The organism is Bifidobacterium sp. LH_417 (assembly GCF_056357035.1).
Genome location: NZ_JBKEVI010000009.1, coordinates 1 through 24,694, shown reverse-complemented (window position 1 = coordinate 24,694; position 24,694 = coordinate 1). Strand labels below are relative to the sequence as shown.

At 64.3% G+C, this 24,694-nt stretch carries 18 protein-coding genes, 3 tRNA genes and 3 pseudogenes; 14 read left to right on the top strand and 10 right to left on the bottom strand.

Annotated elements, in window-relative coordinates; all coding sequences use genetic code 11:
• Positions 1-122 precede the first annotated feature (122 nt).
• From AC1AYR_RS06780 to galE, 4 genes are all read right to left on the bottom strand, one after another.
• The gene (locus AC1AYR_RS06780; RefSeq protein ID WP_476512041.1) at positions 123-563 is read right to left on the bottom strand and encodes a nucleoside 2-deoxyribosyltransferase; all 441 of its coding nucleotides are present in this window, start codon (positions 561-563) and stop codon (positions 123-125) included.
• Between the two features lie 1,553 nt (positions 564-2,116).
• Positions 2,117-2,192 (bottom strand) — tRNA-Phe (locus tag AC1AYR_RS06775).
• Positions 2,193-2,236: 44 nt separating this feature from the next.
• Positions 2,237-2,310 (bottom strand) — tRNA-Asp (locus AC1AYR_RS06770).
• Positions 2,311-2,510: 200 nt separating this feature from the next.
• Complete coding sequence (galE, locus tag AC1AYR_RS06765) at positions 2,511-3,524, bottom strand: UDP-glucose 4-epimerase GalE (RefSeq protein WP_476512040.1); 1,014 nt, start codon at positions 3,522-3,524, stop codon at positions 2,511-2,513.
• A 238-nt stretch (positions 3,525-3,762) separates the two neighbouring features.
• Here galE and trmB point away from each other — a divergent pair, with 238 nt between their 5' ends.
• Positions 3,763-4,665, top strand: a complete 903-nt coding sequence (gene trmB, locus AC1AYR_RS06760) for a tRNA (guanosine(46)-N7)-methyltransferase TrmB (RefSeq protein ID WP_476512091.1) — start codon at positions 3,763-3,765, stop codon at positions 4,663-4,665.
• A gap of 57 nt (positions 4,666-4,722) precedes the next feature.
• Positions 4,723-4,794, top strand: a tRNA-Glu gene (locus tag AC1AYR_RS06755).
• Between the two features lie 159 nt (positions 4,795-4,953).
• Here AC1AYR_RS06755 and AC1AYR_RS06750 read toward each other — a convergent pair.
• Positions 4,954-5,214, bottom strand: a pseudogene (locus AC1AYR_RS06750) (helix-turn-helix domain-containing protein); the annotation flags it as partial.
• Positions 5,215-5,683: 469 nt separating this feature from the next.
• Between AC1AYR_RS06750 and AC1AYR_RS06745 the strand changes: the two are divergent.
• From AC1AYR_RS06745 to AC1AYR_RS06710, 8 genes are all read left to right on the top strand, one after another.
• The gene (locus tag AC1AYR_RS06745; protein WP_165775776.1) at positions 5,684-5,857 is read left to right on the top strand and encodes a hypothetical protein; all 174 of its coding nucleotides are present in this window, start codon (positions 5,684-5,686) and stop codon (positions 5,855-5,857) included.
• 41 nt (positions 5,858-5,898) lie between these two features.
• The gene (locus AC1AYR_RS06740) at positions 5,899-6,054 is read left to right on the top strand and encodes a hypothetical protein (RefSeq protein WP_164514792.1); all 156 of its coding nucleotides are present in this window, start codon (positions 5,899-5,901) and stop codon (positions 6,052-6,054) included.
• Positions 6,051-7,244, top strand: coding sequence for a helix-turn-helix domain-containing protein (locus tag AC1AYR_RS06735; RefSeq protein WP_101626207.1), 1,194 nt, complete (start codon positions 6,051-6,053; stop codon positions 7,242-7,244). Before AC1AYR_RS06740 ends, AC1AYR_RS06735 begins: the two co-directional genes overlap by 4 nt.
• Positions 7,241-7,768 carry a WhiB family transcriptional regulator gene (locus AC1AYR_RS06730; RefSeq protein ID WP_101626208.1) on the top strand — a complete coding sequence of 176 codons (528 nt, stop codon included), beginning with the start codon at positions 7,241-7,243 and terminating at the stop codon, positions 7,766-7,768. The genes AC1AYR_RS06735 and AC1AYR_RS06730 overlap by 4 nt, the downstream gene beginning before the upstream one ends.
• Before the next feature lie 43 nt (positions 7,769-7,811).
• On the top strand, positions 7,812-8,408 hold the full coding sequence (locus tag AC1AYR_RS06725) for a ParA family protein (protein ID WP_165781966.1): 597 nt from the start codon (positions 7,812-7,814) through the stop codon (positions 8,406-8,408).
• Positions 8,409-8,412: 4 nt separating this feature from the next.
• The gene (locus tag AC1AYR_RS06720; RefSeq protein ID WP_165781967.1) at positions 8,413-8,652 is read left to right on the top strand and encodes a hypothetical protein; all 240 of its coding nucleotides are present in this window, start codon (positions 8,413-8,415) and stop codon (positions 8,650-8,652) included.
• A gap of 106 nt (positions 8,653-8,758) precedes the next feature.
• Positions 8,759-9,166, top strand: a complete 408-nt coding sequence (locus AC1AYR_RS06715) for a transcriptional regulator (RefSeq protein WP_101626209.1) — start codon at positions 8,759-8,761, stop codon at positions 9,164-9,166.
• Between the two features lie 73 nt (positions 9,167-9,239).
• Positions 9,240-9,563: a hypothetical protein gene (locus AC1AYR_RS06710; protein WP_101626210.1), complete on the top strand. Its 324-nt coding sequence runs from the start codon at positions 9,240-9,242 to the stop codon at positions 9,561-9,563.
• Between the two features lie 148 nt (positions 9,564-9,711).
• Here AC1AYR_RS06710 and AC1AYR_RS06705 read toward each other — a convergent pair whose 3' ends face one another.
• Positions 9,712-10,476 carry a hypothetical protein gene (locus tag AC1AYR_RS06705; RefSeq protein WP_101626211.1) on the bottom strand — a complete coding sequence of 255 codons (765 nt, stop codon included), beginning with the start codon at positions 10,474-10,476 and terminating at the stop codon, positions 9,712-9,714.
• Positions 10,469-11,956, bottom strand: coding sequence for an AAA family ATPase (locus AC1AYR_RS06700; protein WP_163231248.1), 1,488 nt, complete (start codon positions 11,954-11,956; stop codon positions 10,469-10,471). Before AC1AYR_RS06700 ends, AC1AYR_RS06705 begins: the two co-directional genes overlap by 8 nt.
• Positions 11,957-12,305: 349 nt before the next feature.
• Between AC1AYR_RS06700 and AC1AYR_RS06695 the strand changes: the two genes are divergently transcribed.
• Positions 12,306-16,601, top strand: a complete 4,296-nt coding sequence (locus AC1AYR_RS06695) for an LPXTG cell wall anchor domain-containing protein (protein ID WP_476512039.1) — start codon at positions 12,306-12,308, stop codon at positions 16,599-16,601.
• Positions 16,602-16,772: 171 nt separating this feature from the next.
• Here the strand turns inward: AC1AYR_RS06695 and AC1AYR_RS06690 are convergent, their stop codons facing one another.
• A complete protein-coding gene (locus AC1AYR_RS06690) occupies positions 16,773-18,254 on the bottom strand; it encodes a glycoside-pentoside-hexuronide (GPH):cation symporter (RefSeq protein WP_163231253.1) in 1,482 nt (493 codons plus the stop codon).
• Between the two features lie 361 nt (positions 18,255-18,615).
• On the opposite strand from AC1AYR_RS06690, the gene lacZ reads away from it, so the two are divergent.
• From lacZ to nagA, 3 genes are all read left to right on the top strand, one after another.
• Positions 18,616-21,777 (top strand): beta-galactosidase, LacZ type, encoded by a 3,162-nt coding sequence (gene lacZ, locus AC1AYR_RS06685; protein WP_109057772.1) that lies wholly within the window; start codon positions 18,616-18,618, stop codon positions 21,775-21,777.
• A gap of 85 nt (positions 21,778-21,862) precedes the next feature.
• Positions 21,863-22,675, top strand: coding sequence for a glucosamine-6-phosphate deaminase (gene nagB, locus AC1AYR_RS06680; protein ID WP_109057771.1), 813 nt, complete (start codon positions 21,863-21,865; stop codon positions 22,673-22,675).
• Between the two features lie 72 nt (positions 22,676-22,747).
• Positions 22,748-24,061, top strand: coding sequence for an N-acetylglucosamine-6-phosphate deacetylase (nagA, locus tag AC1AYR_RS06675; protein WP_163231255.1), 1,314 nt, complete (start codon positions 22,748-22,750; stop codon positions 24,059-24,061).
• 26 nt (positions 24,062-24,087) lie between these two features.
• On the opposite strand, the pseudogene AC1AYR_RS06670 reads toward nagA, so the two are convergent.
• Together AC1AYR_RS06670 and AC1AYR_RS06665 are read right to left on the bottom strand one after the other, a co-directional pair.
• Positions 24,088-24,279, bottom strand: a pseudogene (locus tag AC1AYR_RS06670) (helix-turn-helix domain-containing protein); the annotation flags it as partial.
• 81 nt (positions 24,280-24,360) lie between these two features.
• Positions 24,361-24,573, bottom strand: a pseudogene (locus tag AC1AYR_RS06665) (tetracycline resistance protein); the annotation flags it as partial.
• Positions 24,574-24,694 lie beyond the last annotated feature (121 nt).

Here is a 24,694-nt window from a genome sequence, read left to right as displayed (position 1 = left end):
GCGGTTTTTTCGATTGCCCCGCCGACTCACCGGGAATTTCCGGGGAATCGGTATGACGGCCACCGCCGTATCCGGCGTTTCGTGCGCGGCGTCGCACACGTCCGCCGGCGCGGCGCTTCGATTCAGAACTGGATGTAGTCTACCTCGTCGTGTTCGCCAGTTTCGAGATATCGCGTCAGATCCTCGGGACCGTTGAACACCATCGTCACGGCCTGGGCGACCATCAGGTTCACGCGATCCATCGGCGTGAGCTCGTCGCGGTATCCGTACACCGGTTTGCCGAGCGCATAGGCGTATCCGATCTCGAACATCGTGCCGGCGTCCTCGTCCATGAGGTTCGCGATGACGGCGTCGGCCGCGTTGATGCCGGCGATGTCGTCGGCGAAGCAGCCCTCCGGCCCGACCTCCTCGATTTGACTGGCGAAGCGCGGCTTGAACAGGGTTTTGCCATGGCTTTCCAGCACCTGTTCAAGGCGTTCCATGCTGTGGGCCTGCTCCGGATCGAAGAACGGACCGGCTACGTAGAAGTCGACATGCTCGTTGTCGTTGTTCGTATCGTTCATGCCCACCATTGAAACGCGGGCATACCGGAACGACCACGATGCGGTTCACGTTTCGGACGAACGCCCGCGATATGGTCACTATGTGGAATCCGCCCCGCCCTGACAGCCTCCACCCCTGCACCGCGACGCCTCCCGCACCGCAGCCCTACCACTCCTCCCGCCGGCGGGGAGGAGTGGCCAGTCCGTAGATGCACCGCGGGGACAATTCGTGATCCCCCTCCCGCTGGCGGGAGGTGGCGCGTAGCGTCGGAGGGTGGTCGCAGGTCGGAAGTGCCGGCCTATGCGGTCGCGATGCCGTTTCCTCCCGCTGGCGGGAGGTGGCGCGTAGCGCCGGAGGGTGGTCGCGTGGTCGTGGCGCCGGGACGGTGGCGACCGATTCCCGTGTTCGTTCCCATCGCTCCGGTCCGCCATCGAAAAGGCCGGGCCCGAAGGCCCCATGGCGTTATGTGACGCGGGTCCGAACCGTGGGGAAGACGCAGAGGTACGGCGGCGGCCCACAACGGCGTATGGGAATCGCCCCGTGAGGGCGGTGATGCCCCACGATAGGGTACTGATCCGTGTCGTGGGGAAGTCGTGGAGGTGCGGGTGGTGCTCCACAACGTCGTGTGGGGATCGTGTTGTGGCACGGTGGTGCGCCACAACACGGCCATGGGAGGCGGTTCGTGGGAGTTGTGGCGCGTTATGGGGGTCCGTCTGCTCCACAACGCGCGGTGGGAACGATACCGGCTCCTGTTGTGGAGCGGTCCCGCTCCACAACAGGAGCGGAACCCGAGATTGCGGGGAGTTGTGGCGCATTTTACGGGCCGGGAACGCTGGAAACAGGGGTTTTCGCGGGGGTCGCTGCGGTATGCTGCTCCACAACAGGCTCTCCGGCATGTGTTGTGGAGCAGCCCCGTCCGGGACGCGGGGACGCAGGATACAGGGCACAACGCGGAGTATGGGGAACGGGGTGTGGGGAGCCGCACACTGCACGCGCCCGCCGCACGTACCCTGGAACGGCCGGCCCCACGCCTGGAAACGGCCCGCTACCCGCACTCTGGAAACCGTCCCCACGACCGAACCGACCGGCCTCATGCTGGCGGACGCATCGGATTGCGGGACACGACCATGCTCCGGAGCTGCGCGCCACCTCCCACCAGCGGGAGGGAAGAAGAACTGGCCCGCGCACACCCCGAAACGACCGGCCACACCCGAAACGACCGGCCCCGCACCGGGAATCCGCAGCATGCCACCCGCGACAGTCACCCGCGCAAGGTTGTGCGCCAACCGGCGACCCCGGAAGGGGAATCCCAGCATTCCCGCCACGCGATCACCGGTCTGGCATCACGACCACAGGGATCACGCTCCGGTGCTGCGCGCCACCTCCCGCCAGCGGGAGAAGGATGAAACCACAACTGCACGACCCATACACGCCACAATGCGAAGAGCCACTTATGCCCCCTTTTGCTATTGAATGTGCAGAGTACATGCAGACTTGAGGGTAGACGCAGGGCCGGTCGTCGGATATGCGAAACCCCGTAAGCCTTGCGATTGCTTGGCTCACGGGGTTTCCGTGGTGGCTCCGAACGGCGTCGATCCGTTGACCTAGCGATTTTCAGTCGCTCGCTCTACCAACTGAGCTACAGAGCCATTGGATAATCCTGAATCCGAAACCGAACTCTCAATCATCCTAGCGACCACGACCGGACTTGAACCGGCGACCTCCGCCGTGACAGGGCGGCGCTCTAACCAACTGAGCTACGCGGCCGTTGTTCTCTCGCGTTTCCGTGAGGCAACGAGTGAATATATTACTCGAATCGAAGCATCACGCAAATCACGGCGTGTCGCCTTATATTGCAACGATTTCAGCCACCCACACAGACGCGACCATCTCCCATCAAACGCGCGTGGGGCGCGCCCGACGAACGGACGCGCCCCACGCGACGGCGCCATACGGCCACAATCGACTCAGTCGGCCTGCTTCCAGTTCTCGACGTCGATGTGGTGCTCCGGGTTGGCCTGCCATGCACGCCACGCGGATTCGACGATGTCCTCCACGTCGTACTTGGCGTGCCAGCCCATCTCCTCGTTGATGCGCTTCGGGGAGCCGATGAGGTGCGGCGGATCGCCGGCGCGACGGCCCTGGACGTGCTCCTGGAACGGAAGGCCGGTGACCTTCTTGAGCTCGTCGACGATCTGGCGCACGGAGGTACCTTCGCCGGTGCCGACGTTGAAGGCGTCGTACTTGCGCTCGTCGCGGTCGAGGTACTTGAGGGCGGCGAGGTGCGCATCGGCCAGATCGGAGACGTGGATGTAGTCGCGCACGCAGGTGCCGTCCGGAGTCGGGTAGTCGTCGCCGAAGATCAGCGGCGCCTTGCCCTTCTTCAGACGATCGAGCAGCATCGGGATGAGGTTGAGGATCGCCGGGTCCTCAAGCTCGACGGGACCGCAGCCGGCCACGTTGAAGTAGCGCAGGGCGCAGAAGCGGATGCCGTAGGTGCCTTCGCAGGCGCGGGCCATCCACTCGCCGAACAGCTTGGTCTGGCCGTACGGGTTGATCGGGAGCATCGGGACGACATCCTCGGGCACCACGTCGACCGGCGGGACGCCGTAGGTGGCGGCGGAGGAGGAGAAGACGAGCTTCTTCGCCTTCTTGGACTTGGTCATGCCGGTAAGCACGTTGAGCATGCCGCCGATGTTCTGCTGGTAGTACCACAGCGGCTTCTCGACGGACTCGCCGACCTGCTTGCGGGCGGCGAAGTGGATGACGGCTTCGACGTCTTCGGCGTCGAGGATTTCGGCGAGACGATCGCCCGCGCCCGGCGCGGAGATATCCATGCCGTACAGGCGGGAGCCTTCGATACGGGTGGGCTTGCCGTAGCTCAGATCGTCGACGACGACGACCTTCTCTCCGGCCTCATGCAGAGCGTGGACGACATGGGCGCCGATGTAGCCGCACCCACCAGTGACGAGAACTGTCATATCTGGCCTTTCATTGCCATGTGGAGCCCGAAGAAGAAAGCGGTTCGACCACGCGAGCCGCTGTTCGCTTCTGCTCACATTTGTTATATTTCCGAACAATTTGAGTATAACACGTCACATGAACGAACACACGCGTTTCATCACACAGACGGAGACCAATCGTACGGAATCATGGTGAATAATGGAACAACGCAAGACGACACAGGAAGGACCTCACATGACGAACGACCGCGACGGCATCACGGAAGCCTCCGCGACCACCATCGACACGACCGACGGCACCGTCGCGACGGACGGCACGCACTCCCCCACCACGCCCGCCCCGGAAGCGACGCCGGAGACCGAGCCCCCATCGGCCCACCCGATGCACCGCGTGCTCTCGTTCGTGCGCCGCTCGGGCCGCCTCGACGCACGACTCCAGCGCGCATGGGACAACTACGCGGACGACTACCTGCTTGACGTGAACGCGGGCGAGGGCTCGCTCGACGTGCGCGATGGATTCACGTTCGACGCGGACTACGTGCGCAGCACGTGGGGCAACACGAACCCGCTCATCATCGAGATCGGCTCCGGTCAGGGCGAGAACATCGTCGCAGCCGCCGAAGCGCGACCGGACGTGAACTTCCTCGCGCTCGAGGTCTACGATCCCGGCGTCGCGCACACGCTGCTGCTCGCCGGCAAGCGCGGGCTCAAGAACATCCGCGTGGCGCAGGTAAACGCGCCGGAGCTCTTCAAAGCGGCCGCCGACGGCGTGGTCGCCGAGGTCTGGACGTTCTTCCCCGACCCGTGGCCGAAGAAGAAGCACCACAAGCGCCGCATCGTCCAGCCGGAACTGGCCGGCGAGGTGCGTCGCACGCTGGTCGACGGCGGCGTGTGGCGCATCGCCACAGACATCGAGGATTACGCGCTGCACGTGCACGAGGTGATGGACGGCCTCGACGGCTGGGAGAATGCGGGCGACATGACCGTGAGCCTGCCGACCGGCCACGTGGGCAAGGGCAACGCCGATCTCGCCGCCGACATGCCGCACGCCGACTTCACCGAGTCGGCGCGGTTCGACGGCCGCGTGCTCACCAACTTCGAGAAGAAGGGCCTCGCCGCCGGCCGTGTGATCCACGACTTCACCTACCGCAAGGCGTGACGACACGCCGAGTTTGCACTATGCGGACAACTTGCGTATTGTTACACGAGTTGCCACGCCCCCATCGTCTAACGGTTAGGACACCAGACTTTCAATCTGACAACGAGAGTTCGACTCTCTCTGGGGGTACTCGCCGGCTCCGGGTTCCACGAGGTATCGTGGCCCGGAGCCTTTTGTTTCCAACGGTTTCAGGCCGCCAGCTTGGCCTTCAGTTGCTCGCACAGGAAACCCGGCGGTGGCCACTGCCACCAAAGATGCACCTCCGTCACTGCTCATTCCGCGCATCATCTGCTCGTACATCGACGCATCCAGCAGGGAGAGCGGGGGGACGTTGAAGAATTCCGCCACTGCGGCGATATCCTGGATGGTCCAGGAGGTCTTGCCGGTCATCTTCGCGGACACGGCGCCCCTCTTCAGCCCCAGTGCCGCGCAAAGTGACTGCTGGGTCATCCCGCGGCCGGTCAGCTGCATGTTGACGTTCCAGATGAATACCCTCTGCAGGTAGTCGCCGAGTCCATTGGATTCGGACGACGGTTCGATTTTTGCCATATCAAGTCCTTTCAGATTGGAGTTGTCCAATATCGATGGACATAATCCTACAACAATGATTTGCTGCTGTGCAAGTTTCTTGATATATTGTCTATTGTGAATGGACTGACGGCAAAAATAATGGATTCTCCGATGCGTCGCTATATGACGGCGGCGGGCTGAGCTGCCGAGACCTCGCGAGGGAGATGGGTACGTCCAAATCCTCGGTCGCGGGAAAGGTCAACGGCTCGATACCGTGGCAGCAGTCCGACCTGATCTGGCTGGCCATTCACCGAAACCTGTCCCCTGGGTATGTGCTCGGCATCGACGCCTATCTCACGGATGGCGGGTGGAAACCCGAAACGAGAATCCCCGGACCGGCTGGAACCCGGCGCGGGGATTGAACGGCAACAACCATGGAGCCGCGGGCGCGCATATCCGCCAAGATCAGACGCCCGTCGTTCCGATTCCCCGAAGGAGGGTCATCGCCATGACCGATTCTACCAATACCGCCGGCATTCGCCCGGCATCCGTCTTCGAGCCTAATCGCCAGCGCGACGCCGCGCGGCGGACGACGCGGGCCGGCGGCAAAGTCGATCTGCGCATCGCGAAGGCGCATGTGCTGTCCATGCTCGCCCACCCGTCCCGGGGCTCGCGCCGCTGAGGCGCGCGTCCGCGGACCGTTTCCCCGATACCGGCCGAACCATGTGGTGGCTGGTCGTTGCCGCCGTGTGCGTGTCCGGCGGCGTTCTCTCGTATGCGTTGTGCCGCGCCGCCCGTCTGGGCGACGACATCGGCGCGAGGCTGCGCGAACGCCGCGAAGCGGACCCGGAGCATGACGGCGGGAAGGTCGAACGATGAGCAGCAGAGCCGAGAACTGGGCATGGGAGCGCGACGACGTCAAGGGCATCACCAAGTTCGTGCTGGTGTATCTGGCCCGCCGCGCCTACTACGACGATGGCGCCGCCGCGTGGCCGAGCGTGGAGACCATCGCGTTCAACTGCGGGTGCTGTGAGCGCACCGTGATCCGTTCGTTGCAGGAGTTGGAGCGCAAGGGCTACATCAGGCCCGGCGACCAGGAGATGTCGGCGCGCAACCCGCGCACGCGCAAGCCGATCGCCAAGGGACACCGCTCGCGCGTGTGGGACGTCGTCATGGACGGCGACCACGCCGCCGAGAACATCGAGGAGAAGCCCCGGAACCTGGACGCGCTGGCGGAAGGCGACGGCAAATCGAATCCAGACAAGGACAATTTGTCACCCGACGGATTGTCACCCGAACCGAAGGGCGTGGAGCCGAGGACAAATTGTCCCGGAATCTTGGACAGAAAGTCACCCAATAGACAAGTGATAAACAATTCTCCCCTCATCCCCTTCGGGGATGCTCCCCTCAACGCCGAACAAGCCCCCACGAAGACCGAACCCGTTCCGGCGACCGATTGGGGCAAGGCCCTGCCTCCCAAGGGCTGCAGGAACCCGCTATGGGTGCCCGAACCCGGCAAGCTGCCCGAGCCGGTCACGGAACGCGCCGGCCAGGAGGTGCGCGTGCTCGACGGCATCCGCCGGCGCATGCTCGCCGTGGACCAGAGGTTCGACGTTCCGGCGACCATGGCCGACCGCAAGGCCGTCCACTCGCTGCTGATCGATCGCCCGTACGGCGAGATCGTCGCGACGATGGACTGGGCGTACCGCAACCGCTACTGGCTTCCCCGGCTCACCAGCGGCGCCAGGTTCGCCGCGAACTACGTGCAGCTGCGACTGGAAATGCTCACCCATCCCGATCCGACGGGAAAGCGGGCGCCAGACGCCCCGCTGCCGGTCGTCAAGGACCCCAACCGGGCGATACCGGTCAGCTCGTCGTCCGCAAGCCGTGTGCCGATCTACGGGGCGGCGCTGCTGCGCACCTCGCTGTGTCAGGAACACATCGAAGGCGCCATCTCGCAGGAGGCGTGCCCGGTATGCGCGTACGACAAACGCAACCACGCCACCCACGACGTCGCCGGGCGCCGCAAGGCGAAAGCCGTTGCGCCGGCGGAGGCGGTGCGGCCATGAGCGGGGACGGGCAGCGTCTTGAGGCGTGGAAGAAGGCCGGCGAATGCCGCGACTTCCCGCAACCATGGTCCGACTACCTGTGGTCGCTGGAGTTCGAGCACCGTCCCGGCGACGCGAAGGCGTTCCACTCGGTCGCCAAGGCCGTGTGCGAACGATGCCCGGTACGCGCCGAATGCCTGGCCTACGCGGCCAGCGGCGGACTCGAATGGGGCGTGTACGGCGGCAAGGTGTGCACCGACCGGCGCAGGATCGCGCGCATGGCCGAAGCCGACGGAGTCCCTTGCCGGGACCGCGGCCTGCCGTGGCCGCAACGCTGGCGGCTGCTCACGGACTGGATACGCGCCCATCGGAACGTGTTCGACGAAGCCACCGACGAGGCCAGCGCCGAACGCCAGCAACGACGCCTGCGCGCACGGGGCAGGACGGCCGATTGCCCCGACCCGCATGAGCCGTCAGGCAATCAAACATTCAAACAAGCAGGAATCCAAGCAATCAGACAAGCAGACAATCAGGCGTCCGACTGATCAGGTTCGCGTGATCGCCGGCAGTCGCAAAGGAGAAGAACGAATGCGCATCGCCATAGCCAACGCCAAGGGCGGGGTCGCGAAGACCACGTCCAGCATCTACATCGCCTCGGTCATCGTTTCCAGGGGCGGCAGTGCCGTCGTGTACGACGCGGACCCGCAGTCTAGCGCGAGCCTGTGGGCCGCCGCCGCTGAACAGACCGCGGACCCGCTGACGTTCGACGTGCTTCCGGCCAACCAGGCCACGCTCCGTCAGCTCGCCGCGGGAGCGGACCCGGACGAATGGGCGATCATCGACGCGCCGCCGCAGGGGCCGACCCTGGACATGGCCATCAAGGCCGCCGATTTCGTGATCGTGCCGGCGTCGGACTCGCCCATGGACCTCCAGCAGGCATGGAGCACCCTCGACATGGCCAGGATGAGCACGCCAGCCGCGCTGCTGCTGGTCAAGGCCGAACGCAACACGAAGGCGTTCCGCGACACCATGGACGCACTCAACGCCATGGACACGCCCCGGTTCGACACGATCGTGCCGAAGGCCCAGTACTACAAGCGTTCGCTCGGCACCAACCCGCACCAGCTGGGCGAATACCGGGACCTCGTCACCGAACTCCAGCAGATCGCCGGAAAGCAGGAGTGAGACCATGCAGGGCAACTACCAGCCACTGGCACGGCCGGTGCCGTTCGACGACGTGCTGCGTCAGCAGAGCAAGACCTCCAAGACCACGGGCGAACCGCTGGTCATGCTTTCATTGCGCATACCCGTGTCGCTCAAGACCCGGCTCAAGACCACGGCCGCCGCGCACGGACTGCCCATGCAGCAGCTCCTGCGCGACGCCATCGAACGCGAGCTCGACCGGCTCGACGGCGACGATGAGCCATAACCCGTCAGACAATCAAGCAATCCAACAAGTCAGCACCCAAACATTCAGGCAGTCAAACATGCGGACGCGATCCCGAAAGCCGATGCGTCTGCGGAAAGGAGACACTATGGACTATTCGATGGAGGTCTCCGTGCTCGGCGACCGGATCAGCATCGGAGAGGAGGCTCACGTCATCACCCTCGGCGTGAACACGGGATTCCCCGCGGGCTCCACGGCGGGAATGGCGTACACGCTCTCGCCGTTGCAGGCCCGCGTGTTCGGCGCGCAGATGCGCGCGGCCGCGGACGCCGCCGAGGGGCATCCGGGCATGCCGTCCGACGAGGAGGTGAACGCGGCGGCGAAGGTGTTCTGCGGCGGCGTGTGGAACGGGTTCGACCCCGCCAGCATGATGCCGACCGAACAGTTCGACCGGTTCTGGAACGACGGCGAGGGACACCAGCTCTACCTGGCGATCGCGCGCCACGCGCTCATCGCCGCACGCATGTCCATCCTCGCCGGGCAAAACGAAAGCTGACAAGCAGACAAGCCCACATGCAGACAATCAAACAATCCAACAATCAAACTTGCTTGCATACAGGCAAGCGAACATGCAAGCAATCAAGCAAGCCAACAAGCAGGAAAGCAAACAATCCAACAATCAGGAACGGAGCAGAACCATGAACGACAGCCACAACGAAGACGAAGCGCCCTTCGACGGCACGAGCGGAGATTCCACTCTCGAAGACCAGATGAGCGCGCATATCGCTGCCATCGCCGCCAGCGGCGTCGCCGCCGAAGCCGAAGCCCTGGCCAACCGACAGGCCGACATGGCAGCCAAGGAACGCCGCGAAACCAAGCTCGCCATCCTTGCGTCCATTGCCATCATTGGAGCCTTCGTCGTTTATGCCATCACCCGTATCGGCCGCAGCTAAAACGAGTGCGTCATCGCATATCATGGACAAATTCCATGCTGTGCGATGACGGCCAGACATAGGTCCGCAATCACGATTCATATCCGCAAGCCAGAGAGTTTTAGGGCCGCCAAATGCGTTCCTAAAACTCTTTCTGGCGGCTGATGACCTATTGTAGTTCGCCTGCTAGGTATGGTTCCACGAATGCGAGGTTGCTGCCACGTTCGAGCGAGTGGAAGTCCTGCATGGCGTATTGCCAGGATTCCTCCCAAGTGGCCGGGTTGCCATGTATGCGTCGCAGGGATTGAAGGGTCGTCGAGAACAGGTTCGGGTTCTGCGTGAAGCGGTCGGCCAGTTTGATGGCGCCGCTCTGCTTGTGCTGCGCGTCCAGATTGTCGGTCCTACCGCGGAAGGCGTGTTCGAGGTTGCGGCTGACATAGAACAGACGGTATGGAATCAAGACGGTGCGGCCGCCCTGCTTCTTCCTGAATCCGTCGAGTTTGAGCAGGGAGTCCACGCCGTTTCGCTTGGTCGTCCGGTCTGCGATCAGAGCGTCGCGGTTCGTGGTGATGATGTCGGTCGTCGAATACAGGGTTTCTTCCGCTGACGGGTCCTCCCGCACTTGGTCGTCGGGCGTGAACGCCCCGTCGAGGTCGCAGATCTGGATGACATGACCGAGCTGGCCCCATGTGCGATCATGGTCCTTGAGATAATACTCGACGAGTTCGCGCACCGTTTGCGAGGGTTTGTCCGCGGGATAGAACCCGTTGCGCCGGTGGAATTCCTCACGGTGATTCGGCGCGGTCAGCACGTCGCAATGGAATTCCTGACCTTGGAACAGGCGGTTCTCGATCAACGCCGAGAACGCCGGCACGAGCAGGCTGGCGTCACTTGCGCCCTCCACGACCAGCAGGACGATCTTGCGTTTAGCCACGGTTCGCCTCCGTTCCGACGGCGTTGAGTGCTGCCAGATCGTCGTCGATGTCGTCGTCCTCGTCGGGGTGGCCGGCGGCGTAGAGGCTGTTGCCGAACATGCGCGGGATGGGCGAATCGTAGATGTCGGGACCGCTCCATCCGAGTTCGCTGGCCGTCAGGTACCGTTTGCGCTGGTTGTTTGTGGAGGACTTGCGCGGGATGGTCGCGAACCGATTCTTGGGATCGGTCACCGTCGTGCGGATGCAGCTGTTCGGCAGCACCTCCAATGCCCGCAGGTTATGGGCGGTGAACACCAGTTGTCCCGCGCACCCGTCCGCCAGCTGGCTCAGCATGTCGCCGAGCAGTAGCTCGAACACGCCGGAGTCGAACTCGTCCACGGCGACCAGCGCGTTCTCGTCGTTGTATGCGTGCTTGAGATAGCCGAGCAGCGCGGTGATACGTATGATGCCCTCGCTCTCGCAGCGGAAGGGCACCGTGACATCGCCTCGACGCGAGAACAGCTCCGCGGTGACCCGGTCCTCGCCGTCCTTGCCGGAAGGCGCGGTGCCGGTCTTCAACAGGACGTGCAGGCCGGGCACGATGGTGGGCAGGATGCGGTCGAAGGACTCCACGGTCTGCCCGAGCCGCTTCGCCTGGCCGGGGGTCAATGGATTGGGCTGCAGCAGGTCGAACGCGAACTCCGTGTTGCGACCTTCCGGGTTCTCCTCCATGATCGGGATGATCGCGAACGCGGCGTAGGAGCCACGACGGGTGGTGGACACGAAGATGTCGTTGGTCGCATAGCCGCACAGGGCCTCGCGCAGGCGAACGAACTCGCCGAAGCGTTCGTTGATGTACGTCAACGATCTGGAGGACACGCCGTTCGCCTCCCGCACGCGGGCCACAGCCCAGTCGATCAGGAACTCGGCGTCCGGCCGGTCGTCGAGCGTGGCGCACCGGGAGAACAGGAACGAACGCCCCTCCATGTACGCGCGGTCCGCGGTGCGCGAGACCACGGTCTTCACCGAAGCGACCGCCTCGATGGAACGCCACACGTAGACCGGGGTCGACACGAACCCGTCCGCCTCGGAATCCTCCATCCGATGCCCCAACACCTCACGGCCCAAGCGCGAGGGATCGTCGCCGATGCGCACCGATTCGGCGACGACGCGCGCCCGCGTCGAATCCGGGTTCGCCTTGCGCATGGACACCCTGTACTCAAGATAGCTCGGCTTCTGCTTATCGCCGACGAGGAACGTCGCCGTCACGGTCGCCGAACCGGCGCTGGCGCTGACGACATCACCGGCGGTATCCGGCAGCATATTCCCGGACAACAGCGCGCGCAGTATCCCGATGGCGTCGATGACGGTGGTCTTGCCGGACCCGTTCTGTCCGTAAATACCCGTGACGCTGCCGCCGGTGGGCAGATCATCGAAATCCAGGACGCCATGCGATATGTTCCTCATGTCGTCCAGAACAAGTCTTTTCAAACGAATCATCGCATTGCCATTCTCTAAAACTCACAATAATCAATTTTTAATTGAAATACATGACTATTATACAGCGTAACCTGTGTGCATACCGCCGCGTTTCGCAATCAGATCATAACCTGAGCGACACAACAGCCCAGATCCACGATGAGGTGGTTCGACCGGGACAACGTCTGTCCGCCGCAAGACCACCTGGAGCAGGGTGATGCTGATGGTGCGTTCGGGGTCCGACGGCCGGCCGTCGGGCTTGCGGGCGTGCTTTTCTTCCAGGGACCCGGGAGGAGGCGGGTTCTGGAGTCCCCGTCTCCCCCCCCTTCCCGGAGAGGGGCTTGTGATCGCATGTGGGAAAGGATTTCGTATGAGGTTCGGGAAGAAAGGCACCGGCGCGGTGGCGTCGATCACTGCCGCCGCGGCGTTGCTGGCCTGTCTGGTTCCGGTCGCGTTGGCCGATAACGGTGGCGGTGGTTCCGGCGAGGATGGCGGCGGTTCGGGCGGTGGTCCGACGCAGACGGCCGATGTGCATTGGATCTACAAGGATTCGTGGCCGGCCACGCTGGATGGCATGAAGACGGCGTTGAGTGATGCGAAGGTGCGTCTGTCGTCCGATCTGGCGAACGGGCAGAACCAGTTCGTGAACATGAACAAGACTTTGAGCGACGCGATCGATGAGTGCCAACGCTCCTATACGGGTGAGGGGAACGCGGACTGCCGTCTGGTGGCGGTGGGCTACGTGCGCTTGGCGGATGGTTCGTTCAACGGCAGCTACGTGAGCTCGAACGCGAAGAACCGTTGGGAGGCGCAGTGGAAGGCCGAGGCGAAGGGCGACTACACGTATCAGGGACAGAAGTACTCGACCTCGACCACGTGGAAGGACAAGCTCGGCACGCGCAGCGTTGACTCGCTGGCACAGGAGTCGATCAACTCCAACCCGAACGCCTCGTTCCGCGTGATCGTGCTGGCGCAGAACCAGCCACCGGTCGATTACAAGCTGAACGTGACCACCAGCCACAAGCAGAAGACCGACATGCAGGTCGGCTCCACCGACCCGATCGGCGACGTCATCCACGCAGACAACGGCGGTTCCGCGATCAAGGAGACGTTGAACGGCACCGCGATCATCCATTACGAGAACGGCCCCTACATGCCCGCGAAGAGCGTGAGCAAGCCGATTAGCTTCTCCAGCAATGGAGACACCCAGCTCGACAATCTCGCCTCGCCGAAGGATTTCGGCATGAAATACTGGGCCGAGGGCTCGTACTGGATCGACATTCAGGTGCCCAAGCAGGGCCGCATGCAGGCGGCCGTGGACACCGCGGACCGCGATCCGGCCGAATCCTGGAAGGTGAGCTCGGTGCCGCCCGAGCCCCCGGTCAAGAAAATCGAGGACGGCGTGAGCGCCGACCGGATGACGAACCGCACCACCATCACGTACGGCACCGGCCGTGGCGGCTACGAGATGCGTTTCCGCGATGTGATCGAACCCAACGGCGTCGAATACTCCGTGGACAACTACAGGCTCATCGACAGGACCGACGGCAACCGCGACGTTTCCGGCGAGTTCGAGATCAACTGGGACAAGGCGTCGAACACGGTGTCGGCCGCTCGTTCGGCGGACAAGGGCGAGATGCCCATGGACCATGTCTACGAATTCAGCTTCGACGTGACCGTGTCGAAGCCCTCCGATTTCCAGCAGGTCAGGGACCATGCGTGGGGCCAGTGGAACCACGAGCCCGAGGCCGACGCCGGAACGAAACAGTTCGATACGTGGCGGCCGAATCCCGACAAGAGCTGGATCCGCCTGAACGCGAAGGGCCAGTGGGAGGCGGTCATCGATCCGAAGGAGACCAACCAGACCGGCGCCGACGATATGACGCTTCTGGACGGGGACCGGGTCGCCTCGGTGGTCAACGGCACCATCGCCAAAAACCTCATCCAAGCCCCGGAGGCTCTGACGCTCACGGACGACTGGTCGGCCGCCGACTACCTGTTCGACGCCGACGACAAGTCGAAGATCAAGGTGTACGAGGCTGATGCCGGCACCGATCGCGAATCCAGCGTCACCGACATCGCCAACCACGGCAGGGACGTCACCGACCAGTGGACGATCACGATGGAAGGCACCACGGTGACCGCCACCGCAGGCCAGACCTACCGTGATGGATTGAAGGGGCTGAAGACCGCGAAGCAGGTCACGCTGCTCATTCCCGGCAAGGCGTCCTATGCCAACGGCAAGGGCGCGGGCCAGGTGCGCGACGACTTCGGCAAGCAGTCGAGCGACGAACTGTCGTTCTGCACCACGCCGGACGGCAAGGCGCTGACGAACAAGGGATCCCAGACCGTCAACACGCACACCATCCCCACGAACGAACCGAAGATCTGCGGCTACATACCGCCCGTCGTCAAGGACGTGGTCGGCGAATCCTCGCAGGGAGGCGACCAGGCGTCCGTGGACGGCAGGGTCGTCTACCCGGGCCAGCGCGTGGAATACCGTCTGGAGACGCAGCCCCACCTGCCCGGCAATCTCGCGTACTCCGTCAGCGAGGTGGCGGTCACCGACACCTACGACGAACATCTTGAAGTGGACAAGCAGACCCTGGAGGTCACCGACCTGTCCACCGGCAGGTTCATCCCGAAAACCGAGTACGAGACCCAGTGGAACGACTCGCAGCACGCGGTGCGCCTCGTGTTCTCCGACGGGTACGTAAAGACCAACTGGCGCAACGGCGCGAACCCGCGCATCATCGTCCGCTTCGAGGGCACGGTCGCCAAGGACGCGCCCACGGACACCAAGATCGGCAACCAGTGGGCATTGACACTGAACAACATGGTCACCCCGAGCAACAGGGTGTGGAACGAGCCTCCCGACTTCACGCCGGTGAAGAAGGACACCCAGGCCGACCCGTCCATCAGCATCGACGGCAAGACCGCTCTGCTGGGCGACCGGATCTACTACCGCGTGACCATCGACGCCAAGCAGACCAACCAGGCCTACAAGGTCTGGAGGCTCGGCATGACCGACGACTGGGACGACGAATACCTCTCCCTTGACGCCAAGCGCATCGAGGTCACCGATACCGCGACCGGCAAGGACGTGACCGCGAAGTTCAACATCGCGGCGATCGACGGCGTCGCCTACGTGTACGCCAAGACCGCGGACACGAAGGTGCCGGCCACCGGCGAGACCATCAAGGGCGACCCCCAGCCCAAGAACCTCAAGGAATACGCCGAAAAGAAGGACCACGACCCGTTGAAGGAGCCGGCCATCGACCAGTCGATGCTGGGCACGAGCTACAAGGTGATCCTGCCGATGACCGTCATCAAGGTCACCGACGGACATATCGTGAAGAACAAGGCCACGCAGGTCGTCAACGACACCCGCAAGGACACCAACGAGGTCGCCAACCCCCTCAAACCCGTCAACCCGTCCAAGGACGTGGTCGTGAAGGTGGACGGCGAATCCATCGACAAGCGGAGCGTGTACCTCAACAGCCTGTTCCTCTACCGTCTCGACAGCTCCGTGCTGCCCGCGCACCGCGCCTACCAGAAGGTCACCGACTGGAGCATCGCCGACCCGCTCGACACCGAGCACGACCAGTACACCGGCCAATGGGCCGTGTACGCCATGCGCGACCTGACCGAACAGGGCAAGGTGATCGCCCATAAAGGCATGAAGATCGCCGGCAGCGGCTTCGACGCCGGCGCATACGGCGGCGAACTGTTCACCCTCGCGCAGGACGACAAGGGCGTGGTCACCGTTACCGCGACCCAGCGCATGCTCGACCTCGTCAGCGGCAACGACGAAAGCGAGCAGGCATGGACCGCGTTCATCCAGTGCAAGCGCGTCAAGACCGGCGAACACATCGCCAACCGGTTCGACGAAACCCTCAACGGCACCAAACGGCCTTCCAACCAGGTCGAGACGCACACGCCCGACATGACCCCGAGCCTGAAGATCGAGAAATGGGACGAGGCCTCCGGCTGGCCGGCCGGCGACCGCGACCAGGTCAAGGACGCGCTGGCCATGCAGGGCGACACGCGCATCGTGTTCACCATCACCAACACCAGCACCACCGACCCCGACACCAAGCAGGGCGCATGGTACCGAACCAAGGACCTGAACCTCAAGGACCAACTGGTCGCCGGCGACAGCCGGGTGACCGATCTCGAATACCCCGCCGATTGGGACAGCCGCATCCTCAAGCCCGGCGAGAGCGTCGAGGTCAAGGGCGTCCTCAAGGGCGTGACCGACCATCACACCGACCGCGCCACGGTCACCGGCACGCCTCTGATCGAATGCGTCGTCTCCGACCCGGATCCGTTCGACGGCAAGGACGAGACGTCCGCACCTGATGACGCGGTCACGATCGACGGCAGGCTCGTCTGCCCCGACACCGAGGTGGTCAGCAACACCGACGACTGGAACGGCTACCGGACCGGGCTCGCCCACACCGGCGCCGCCATCCAGGGCGTGATCGCCGCGGCGATCACCCTGCTCGCCGTCGGCGTGGGACTGGTCGCCGCCCGCAGGTTCAGGCGCGGGAACAACGCCGCCGGCCGTCACTCCGGCACGATGCAACCCGTCGATGCCGAGGACGCCGACGCGGATGCCGTCGAAACCGCCGATCCGGTTCCCGGCGGGCAATCCGTGGTCTGACCGAAGCGGCAGGGACCGCTCTCTGCCGCGATGATTCTTCCGGCCGGACGACAATCCGGCCGGAACCCCGCCGGTTCTCTTCCTTCTTCTCTCCCCGGCGGGCATGGCAACGGCCCGGCGCCAACGGTTCAAACCGTTAGCGCCGGGCCGTTCCCTTGCTGCCTTGATTACTTACTGCTTGTCGGGTTCCTCGGAGGCGAGTCGTTCTTCGAGCTGTTCGACGATGTGATCGTGCATGTTCTCGTCGATCTTGACGGTCAGGAGGAAGACGACGAGGCTGGCGACGATGCCGGCGAGCGGCAGGTAGTAGGCGCAGGTCTTGAACGTGCGGATGTTCGCGGCGGTCATGTCGGCGGCGGTGGCGTTGCCGACCATGCCGGCGGCGACGGCCACGAAGCCCACGATGCCGTTGGACAGGGCGCCGGCGATCTTGTCGAGCATCGGGCGCACGGAGAGGGTGACGGCCTCGTTGCGCTTGCCGGTCTTGAGCTGTCCGTATTCGATGGAGTCGGTCATGCTCAGGATGGCGGTCATCTGGATGGTCTGCGCGGGCAGGTAGAAGAGGACGAGCGCGACGATGACGACGGGCAGGTTCATGGGCGCGATGATGAACAGCGTGTAGCCGGCGATCATGAACGCCATGCCGGCGGTGTACAGCCAGCGGCGCGGGATGCGGCGGTTGAGCACCGGGTAGAGGGGCGTGGTGACCAGTCCGGTGATGACCGGGATGACGCCGGCGATGGAGAAGCTGTCCGGCGCGCCGAGCACGTATTTGAACTGGTAGAAGAGCACGCCGGTGGTGGCGACGTTGGCCACGGAGTACAGCAGGTAGCTCAGGGCGACCCACAGGAGCTGGTCGTTCTGGGCGATGGCCTTGAACGCCTCGATGGGGTTGCCGTTGGCCTCGGCCTTGGCGCGCAGCTCGCCCTGGTTCTCGCGGGTGCCGAACGCGACGCTCCACGCGGTCAGCAGGCCGAGCACGGCGATGATGATGGCGAACGCGGCCCAGCCGGTGCGGCCCTGCTCCCATTGGCCGGTGAACTTCCAGGTGAACCAGCTGACGACGGGCACGACGATGACGGTGACGCCGTTGTAGCCGATGGATCCGGTGAACGCGCCGAGCGCGGTGTACGTGCTGCGTTCGTGCGAGTCGGAGGAGATCGCGGGGATCATGCCCCAGTAGGAGATGTCGCGCAGCGAGTAGATCACGTCCAGCAGGATGAACACGATGACGAACAGGACCATGAACACGCCGGTGTTCACGTCCACGAGGCCGAACAGGCCGGTGAACACCATGATCAGCAGGATGCCGGGCACGAGTCCGCCGATGAACTGCCAGGGGCGGAACCGGCCCCAGCGGGTGTTCGTGTTGTCCACGAGGTTGCCGAGCAGCGGGTCGAGGAAGATCTCCGCGATGCGGATGACCACCACGAGTCCGGTGATCACCGCGATGAGGCGCGCGGCCAGCGTCTTGTCCACGTCGACGAACAGCGCGGTGGTCACGAACGTGATGAAGAACGTGCTCATCGTGTTGTAGAACGCGGCCTGTCCCAGATTGCCGAACGCGTATGCGATCTTCTGTCCCATGTTCCTCGCGGGCGCTGCCTGCGGCTGTCCGGGCGTCGCCGTGCGCTGTGTGGTGGATCCGCTCATGGTGTGGTGGCCTCCTTGCGACCTGTAAAGAATCCGTGCGCGGGAACAGCTCCGATCCCGCAAGACGCGAGTATAGAACTTTCTCAAAAAAGTAAAAAACTTTACCGCGTGTCGCAAGCAATGCCAACGAATCGCATTCGTCGATTCGACGCGACGCGCAGGGAAAAGACATCGCAGCAGCCGAATTATCGTTGCAATCAATAGATTTGCACAGGTTCTCGCAGTCGCCGTCGAGGCATGCGCAAGAAGTTGCGTAAATTAGTAAATATCTTTATCATCGTTGTGCAAGGAGTCACATTCGAAGGCTCCCGCACTGCGGCGGCAACGACGCGACGCAATCCGATGCGAAAGCGAGGACATCATGAACACAACCGACGATCAGCGGAAGAACGGCGATCCGATCGTCTCCCCGTCCATGCCGACGACGGCATGGCTCGCCGACCCGCGCGTGTACGCGGTCCACCGGCTCGACGCCCATTCCGACCATACGTGCTGGTCGCACGCCCCCTCCGGCGGCGAGGGCACGGATCTCACGCAGAGCCTTGACGGCGAATGGCGGGTCCGCGTCGAGACGGCGCCGGCGAACAGCTTCCCCGACGGGACGAGCGACGGACCGGATTGGATCAGCGACGTGTCGCCGCTGTTCGCCGCGCCGGGCTTCGACGACTCGTCGTTCCCCCGCGTGCGGGTGCCCTCGCATCTGGAGACCGCGGGACTGCTAGACCCGCAGTATGTGAACGTGCAGTACCCGTGGGACGGCCACGAGGACCCAAAGGCCCCGGCCATCCCCGAGCATGGCCATGTGGCGGTCTACCGACGCAAGTTCGCCGCGGAGGGCGCGGTCGCCCAGGCCATCCGCGAGGGCCGCACGGTGACGCTCACCTTCCAGGGCGCGGCCACCGCCATCTACGTGTGGCTCAACGGCGCGTTCGTCGGCTACGCCGAGGACTCCTTCACGCCCAGCGAGTTCGACGTGACGGACGCCGTCAGGAAGGACGGCAACGTGCTGGCGGTCGCCTGCTACGAGTATTCGAGCGCGAGCTGGCTGGAGGACCAGGACTTCTGGCGGCTGCACGGCCTGTTCCGCTCCGTCGAGCTCAACGCGAGACCCGCCGCCCACGTCTCCGACATCCACGCCGAAGCCGATTGGGAGCCTGCCACGTCGATCGGATCGCTCTCGCTGGACGTGCTGATCGACGGCGCCACGAACGCCGCGACGGCCGACCTCGCGCTGCGAGACAAGAACGGCACCATCGTCTGGCGCACCGCCACGGAAGCGGCCGGAACGCTGCACGCCGAAGCCGAGATCGACGACGCCGCACCCTGGAGCGCCGAACGCCCGGACCTGTACGAACTGTCCGTCACCCTGCTCGACGCGGACGGCAAGGTTCTGGAGACCGCGCGCACCCGCATCGGCTTCCGGCATGTGGCCATCGAGGACGGCATCCTCAAGCTCAACGGCAAGCGCCTCGTGTTCCGCGGCGTGGACCGCCACGAGTTCGACTGCCGGCGCGGCCGTGCCGTCACCGAAGAGGACATGCTGTGGGACATCCGCTTCATGAAGCGCCACAACATCAACGCGGTGCGCACCTCGCACTACCCGAACCAGTCACGCTGGTACGAGCTGTGCGACGAATACGGCATCTATCTGATCGACGAGACCAACCTGGAGACCCACGGCAGCTGGAACAGCCCCGGCGACATCCCCGTGGGCACCTCCGTCCCCGGTGACGACGAGGCCTGGCTGGGCGCATGCATCGACCGGCTGGACAGCATGATCATGCGTGACCGCAACCATCCCAGCGTACTCGTCTGGTCGCTGGGCAACGAATCCTACGCGGGCGAAGTCCTCAAGGCCATGAGCATGCACGCGCATCGGCTCGACCCGGGCCGTCCCGTCCACTACGAAGGCGTCAATTGGAACCACGCCTATGATGGGATCAGCGATTTCGAAAGCCGTATGTACGCCAAGCCGGACGAGATCCGCGACTGGCTCGAACACGGCGACGAGCGTGGCGCGGCGAACAAGCCGTTCGTCAGCTGCGAGTACATGCACGCCATGGGCAACTCGTGCGGCGGCCTGAGCGAGTTCATCGACCTCGAACAGTACGAGCGCTACTCCGGCGGGTTCATCTGGGACTACATCGACCAGGGGCTCGTCCAGCGCCTGCCCGACGGGAGCGAACGACTCAGCGTCGGCGGAGAATGGGGCGACCGGCCGACCGACTACGAATTCGTGGGCAACGGCATCGTGTTCGCCGACCGCACGCCCAGCCCCAAGGCGCAGGAGGTCAAGCAGCTGTATTCGCCGATCAAGCTCACCCCCGACGGGCACGGCGTGACCATCGAGAACCGCAACCTGTTCATCGGCACCGACGGCTACGTGTTCGCCGCACGGCTCCTCGAAGACGGGCGCGAGATCTGGCACGCCGACTACCGGTTCGACGTGGCCGCCGGAGACACCCAACGCCATGACATCGCCTTCCCGGACATCGACACGGACGGGAACACGCGCGAGGTCACCTACGAGGTCGATCTCCTGCTCGCCGAATCCACCGCATGGGCGCCGGCCGGCTACGAGCTCGCGTTCGGCCAGCTTACCGGCACCCTCAACCCCGAACGGGACATCACCGAGACCGATTATGACGACGACGGCCGCGCGACGGTCACGCTCGGCCGGTGGAACACGGGCATCCGCCGCGACGACGAGGAAATCCTCCTGTCGCGCACCCAGGGAGGCATCGTCTCCTGGACGCGGGACGGACGGGAAATGGTCATCCGTCGCCCTGAACTCGTCACCTTCCGCCCTCTGACCGACAACGACCGCGGTAACCGTTCCGGATTCGACCGTGCAGCATGGTTCGCGGCCGGCCGCTACGCCATCGTGACCGATACGAGCATCACGCAATCCGACGACGGAGGACTCACGGCCGAATACCGGTACGAGCTCGCCGACCCGGGCCACACGCCCGTGACGGTCGCCTACCGCATCACGTCCGACATGCACATGCGACTGACCGTCGAATACCCCGGCGGTGTCACCAACGCCGCCAGCCTGCCCGCGTTCGGTGTCGAATGGGAACTGCCCGGCGAATACACGCAGCTGCGCTACTACGGGCCCGGCCCCGAGGAAACCTACCGCGACCGCAAGCAGGGCGGCAAGCTCGGCATCTGGGACACCACCTCAGAGGCAAGCATGGCGCCGTATCTCATGGTGCAGGAAACCGGAAGCCACGAGGACGTCCGCTGGCTCGAAGCCACCGACATCCAAGGCCACGGATTGCGCGTCAGCCAGCGCGGCGACCGTCACTTCACGGCCAGCCTGCTGCCATGGAACACCTACATGATCGAAGCCGCGCGCCGCCATGAGGACCTGCCCGCCCCGCGCCACAACTACCTGCGTCTGCTCGCGGCGCAGATGGGCGTCGGCGGAGACGACTCCTGGGGAGCCCCCGTCCACACGGCCTACCAGCTGCCCGCAGGCAGGCCGCTCACCCTCGACGTGAACCTCGAACTCATCTGACCGGCAACGGGCGGCGGCATGCACCACCATGCCGCCGCCTGTGCATATTCCCCAAAACACACCCACAGAAAAGAGGCAATCAATCATGGCTGAAGTGATCATCATCAAGAACGAGAAGGAGGCCGGCGAGATCTACGGCCGTTGCGTGGCGGACCTCATCAAGGCCAAGCCGGACGCGGTGCTGGGACTCGCCACGGGCTCCAGCCCGCTGGCCGCCTACCAGGCCCTCGCCAAGATCGTGCACGAGGAGCACATCGACGTCTCCAAGGTGCGCGGCTTCGCGCTCGACGAGTACCTGGGCCTGCCGCTCGACCACCCGCAGTCCTACCACTCCACCATCCACCGCACGGTCGTCGAGCCCCTGGGCCTCGACCCTGCCAAGGTCCACGTGCCCGGCGACGTGCTGAACGGCGCCCCGCTCGAGGACGGCGACAAGATCGCCGCCGCCGGCCCGGCCTACGACGCGGCCATCGAGGCCGCGGGCGGCATCGACGTGCAGATCCTCGGCATCGGCACCGACGGCCACATCGGCTTCAACGAGCCCGGCTCCTCCCTCGCATCCGGCACGCGCGTGAAGACCCTGGCCGAGCAGACCCGCATCGACAACGCCCGCTTCTTCGACAACGACATCAAACAGGTGCCGACCCACTGCATCACGCAGGGCATCGGCACGGTCCTCAAGGCCCGCCACCTCGTGCTGCTCGCGTTCGGCGCGGGCAAGGCCGAGGCCATCGAGGAGACCGTCGAGGGCGGCGTGAGCGCGTTCTGCCCGGCCTCCGCGCTGCAGCTGCACCCGCACGCCACGATCATCATCGACGAGGAGGCCGCCAGCCGCCTGCGCCACAAGGACTACTACCGCTACGCCTTCGCCCACAAGCCGGCCTGGCAGGGCATCTGATCGGCAATCGAACGGTTCGGGCTCCTTCTTTCTCCGCAAAGAAGGAGCCCGAACGCATACAGGAAGGAAATCATGACGCAGGACAGAAACGAGATCGTCGCGCGCGTGACCGCGGCGTTGGAAGGCGAGGCCAAGCCGGTCGCGATCCGCGGGGCGCGCAAGGTGGATGCCCGCGGCGAGCAAAGCGGATATTGGGTGGTCTCGGACGCGCGCGGCGTGATCGTGGGCACGGGCGCCGCGACGGCGGACGGCAGCGGCGAGGAGGCGTTCGAGCATGCCTGCCGCACGGTCGGCATCGACCCGGCCGCTCCATCGGGATCGGACGGTGCGGTTATTGACGCGGCCGGGCGGATTTTGACTCCTGGTTATGTGGACATCCATTCGCACGGCGCCTGGGAGAAGAGCTTCGACGACGGCCCCGACGGCATCGACATGGCCCGCGCCGGCCACGCGGTCCACGGCACCACCCGCCAGGTGCTCTCGCTCATCACCAACCCGATGGACGTGATCTGCCGCAACATCCGCACCGTGCGCGAGAAGATGGCCACCCGCCCCGACATCCTTGGCTGTCACCTCGAAGGCCCGTTCCTCGCCCTGAAACGCAAGGGCGCGCACGATCCGAACTGCCTCAAGGACCCGGTGCCCGAACTCGTGGGAACCATGCTCGACGCCTCGGGCGCCGACCCCGCCGCCGGCAAGATCGGCTGCATCCGCCAGATCACCATCGCGCCGGAGCTTGAGCACGGCATCGGCGCCATCCGCCAGTTCGCGGCCGCCGGCGTGGTGCCCGCGGTCGGCCACTGCGACGCCGACTACGCCACCGCCCAGGCCGGCTTCAACGCGGGCGCCGGCATCATGACCCACATGTTCAACGCGATGAACGGCCTGCACCATCGCGAACCCGGCCCCATCCCGGCCGCCGTGGAGGACCCGCGCGTCACCATCGAGCTGATTAATGACGGCTTCCACGTCCAGAACCCGATGGTCAAACTCGGCTTCGGACTGGCGCCCCACCGCATCGCGTTCGTCACCGACGCGATGGCCGCCACCGACTGCCCCGACGGCGCGTACAAGCTCGGCGAACTCGACGTGAACGTCATCGACGGCCACGCTCGCCTCGTGTCCAACGGCGCCATCGCCGGCTCCACGCTCACCCTGGAGGTCGCGGTCCAGCGCGCGGTCAACGAACTCGGCTTCAGCCCCGTCGCCGCCGTCGAGGCCGCCACCCTCACCCCGGCACGCGCCTTCGGATTCGACCGGGTCAACCCCGTCACCGGCGCTCCGCTCGGCCTCATCGCCCCCGGATACGCCGCCGACCTCAACCTCCTCGACCCCGCCGACTGGACCGCCCAGCACGTCTGGTGCGCCGGCCGCCAGGTGAAGTAAATTACCTCCTTCGCAAAATCGTCCATGTTGACTCCAAAAAGAAAGCAAATTTTTTTCAACATATTTAAATCGGGTTCATTAACATCTCTCTCCCAATTCGATAGTGCCTGCCGGGTAACATTCAATTCCCCGGCTAGTTCTTCCTGTGTCATTCCCAATTGTGTTCGCAGATGACGTATTTGCTTTCCTGTTGTAATATTCGTCTGTTCCTGGTTCAAAATAGTTTCTCCTCTCTGATACTGATTTTATCAATGATATTTCGCAATAGCCAGCAATGAACGCTTGCATTGCGCAAGACGTTACATTATCTTCTGAAACATATAGCGCACCTTGTCCAGGCGGCTGTTTGGACGGCGGGGCTGGATGACTGGCTTGCCGACAGCGGCCTGATACCCTTTCAGTTCTGTAAGGCATACGCTCTGCCCGTTGGTGTAAAAGGCCAGATCAGTACGGTATGCCTGTATACAGCGGGCGGGAATCTCGCCAGTAAAGACAACTTCATCCTTTTTTACGAGGCTTCTGCTGTTTTCGTGGGTTAGGTTCTTGGTCGAGGCAGGTGTATGTCGAGTCCGCCGCATCGGAGCATGACGAGCGCGATGAGGTTGTTGACGTGGTGGAAGCCGTAGGCCATGC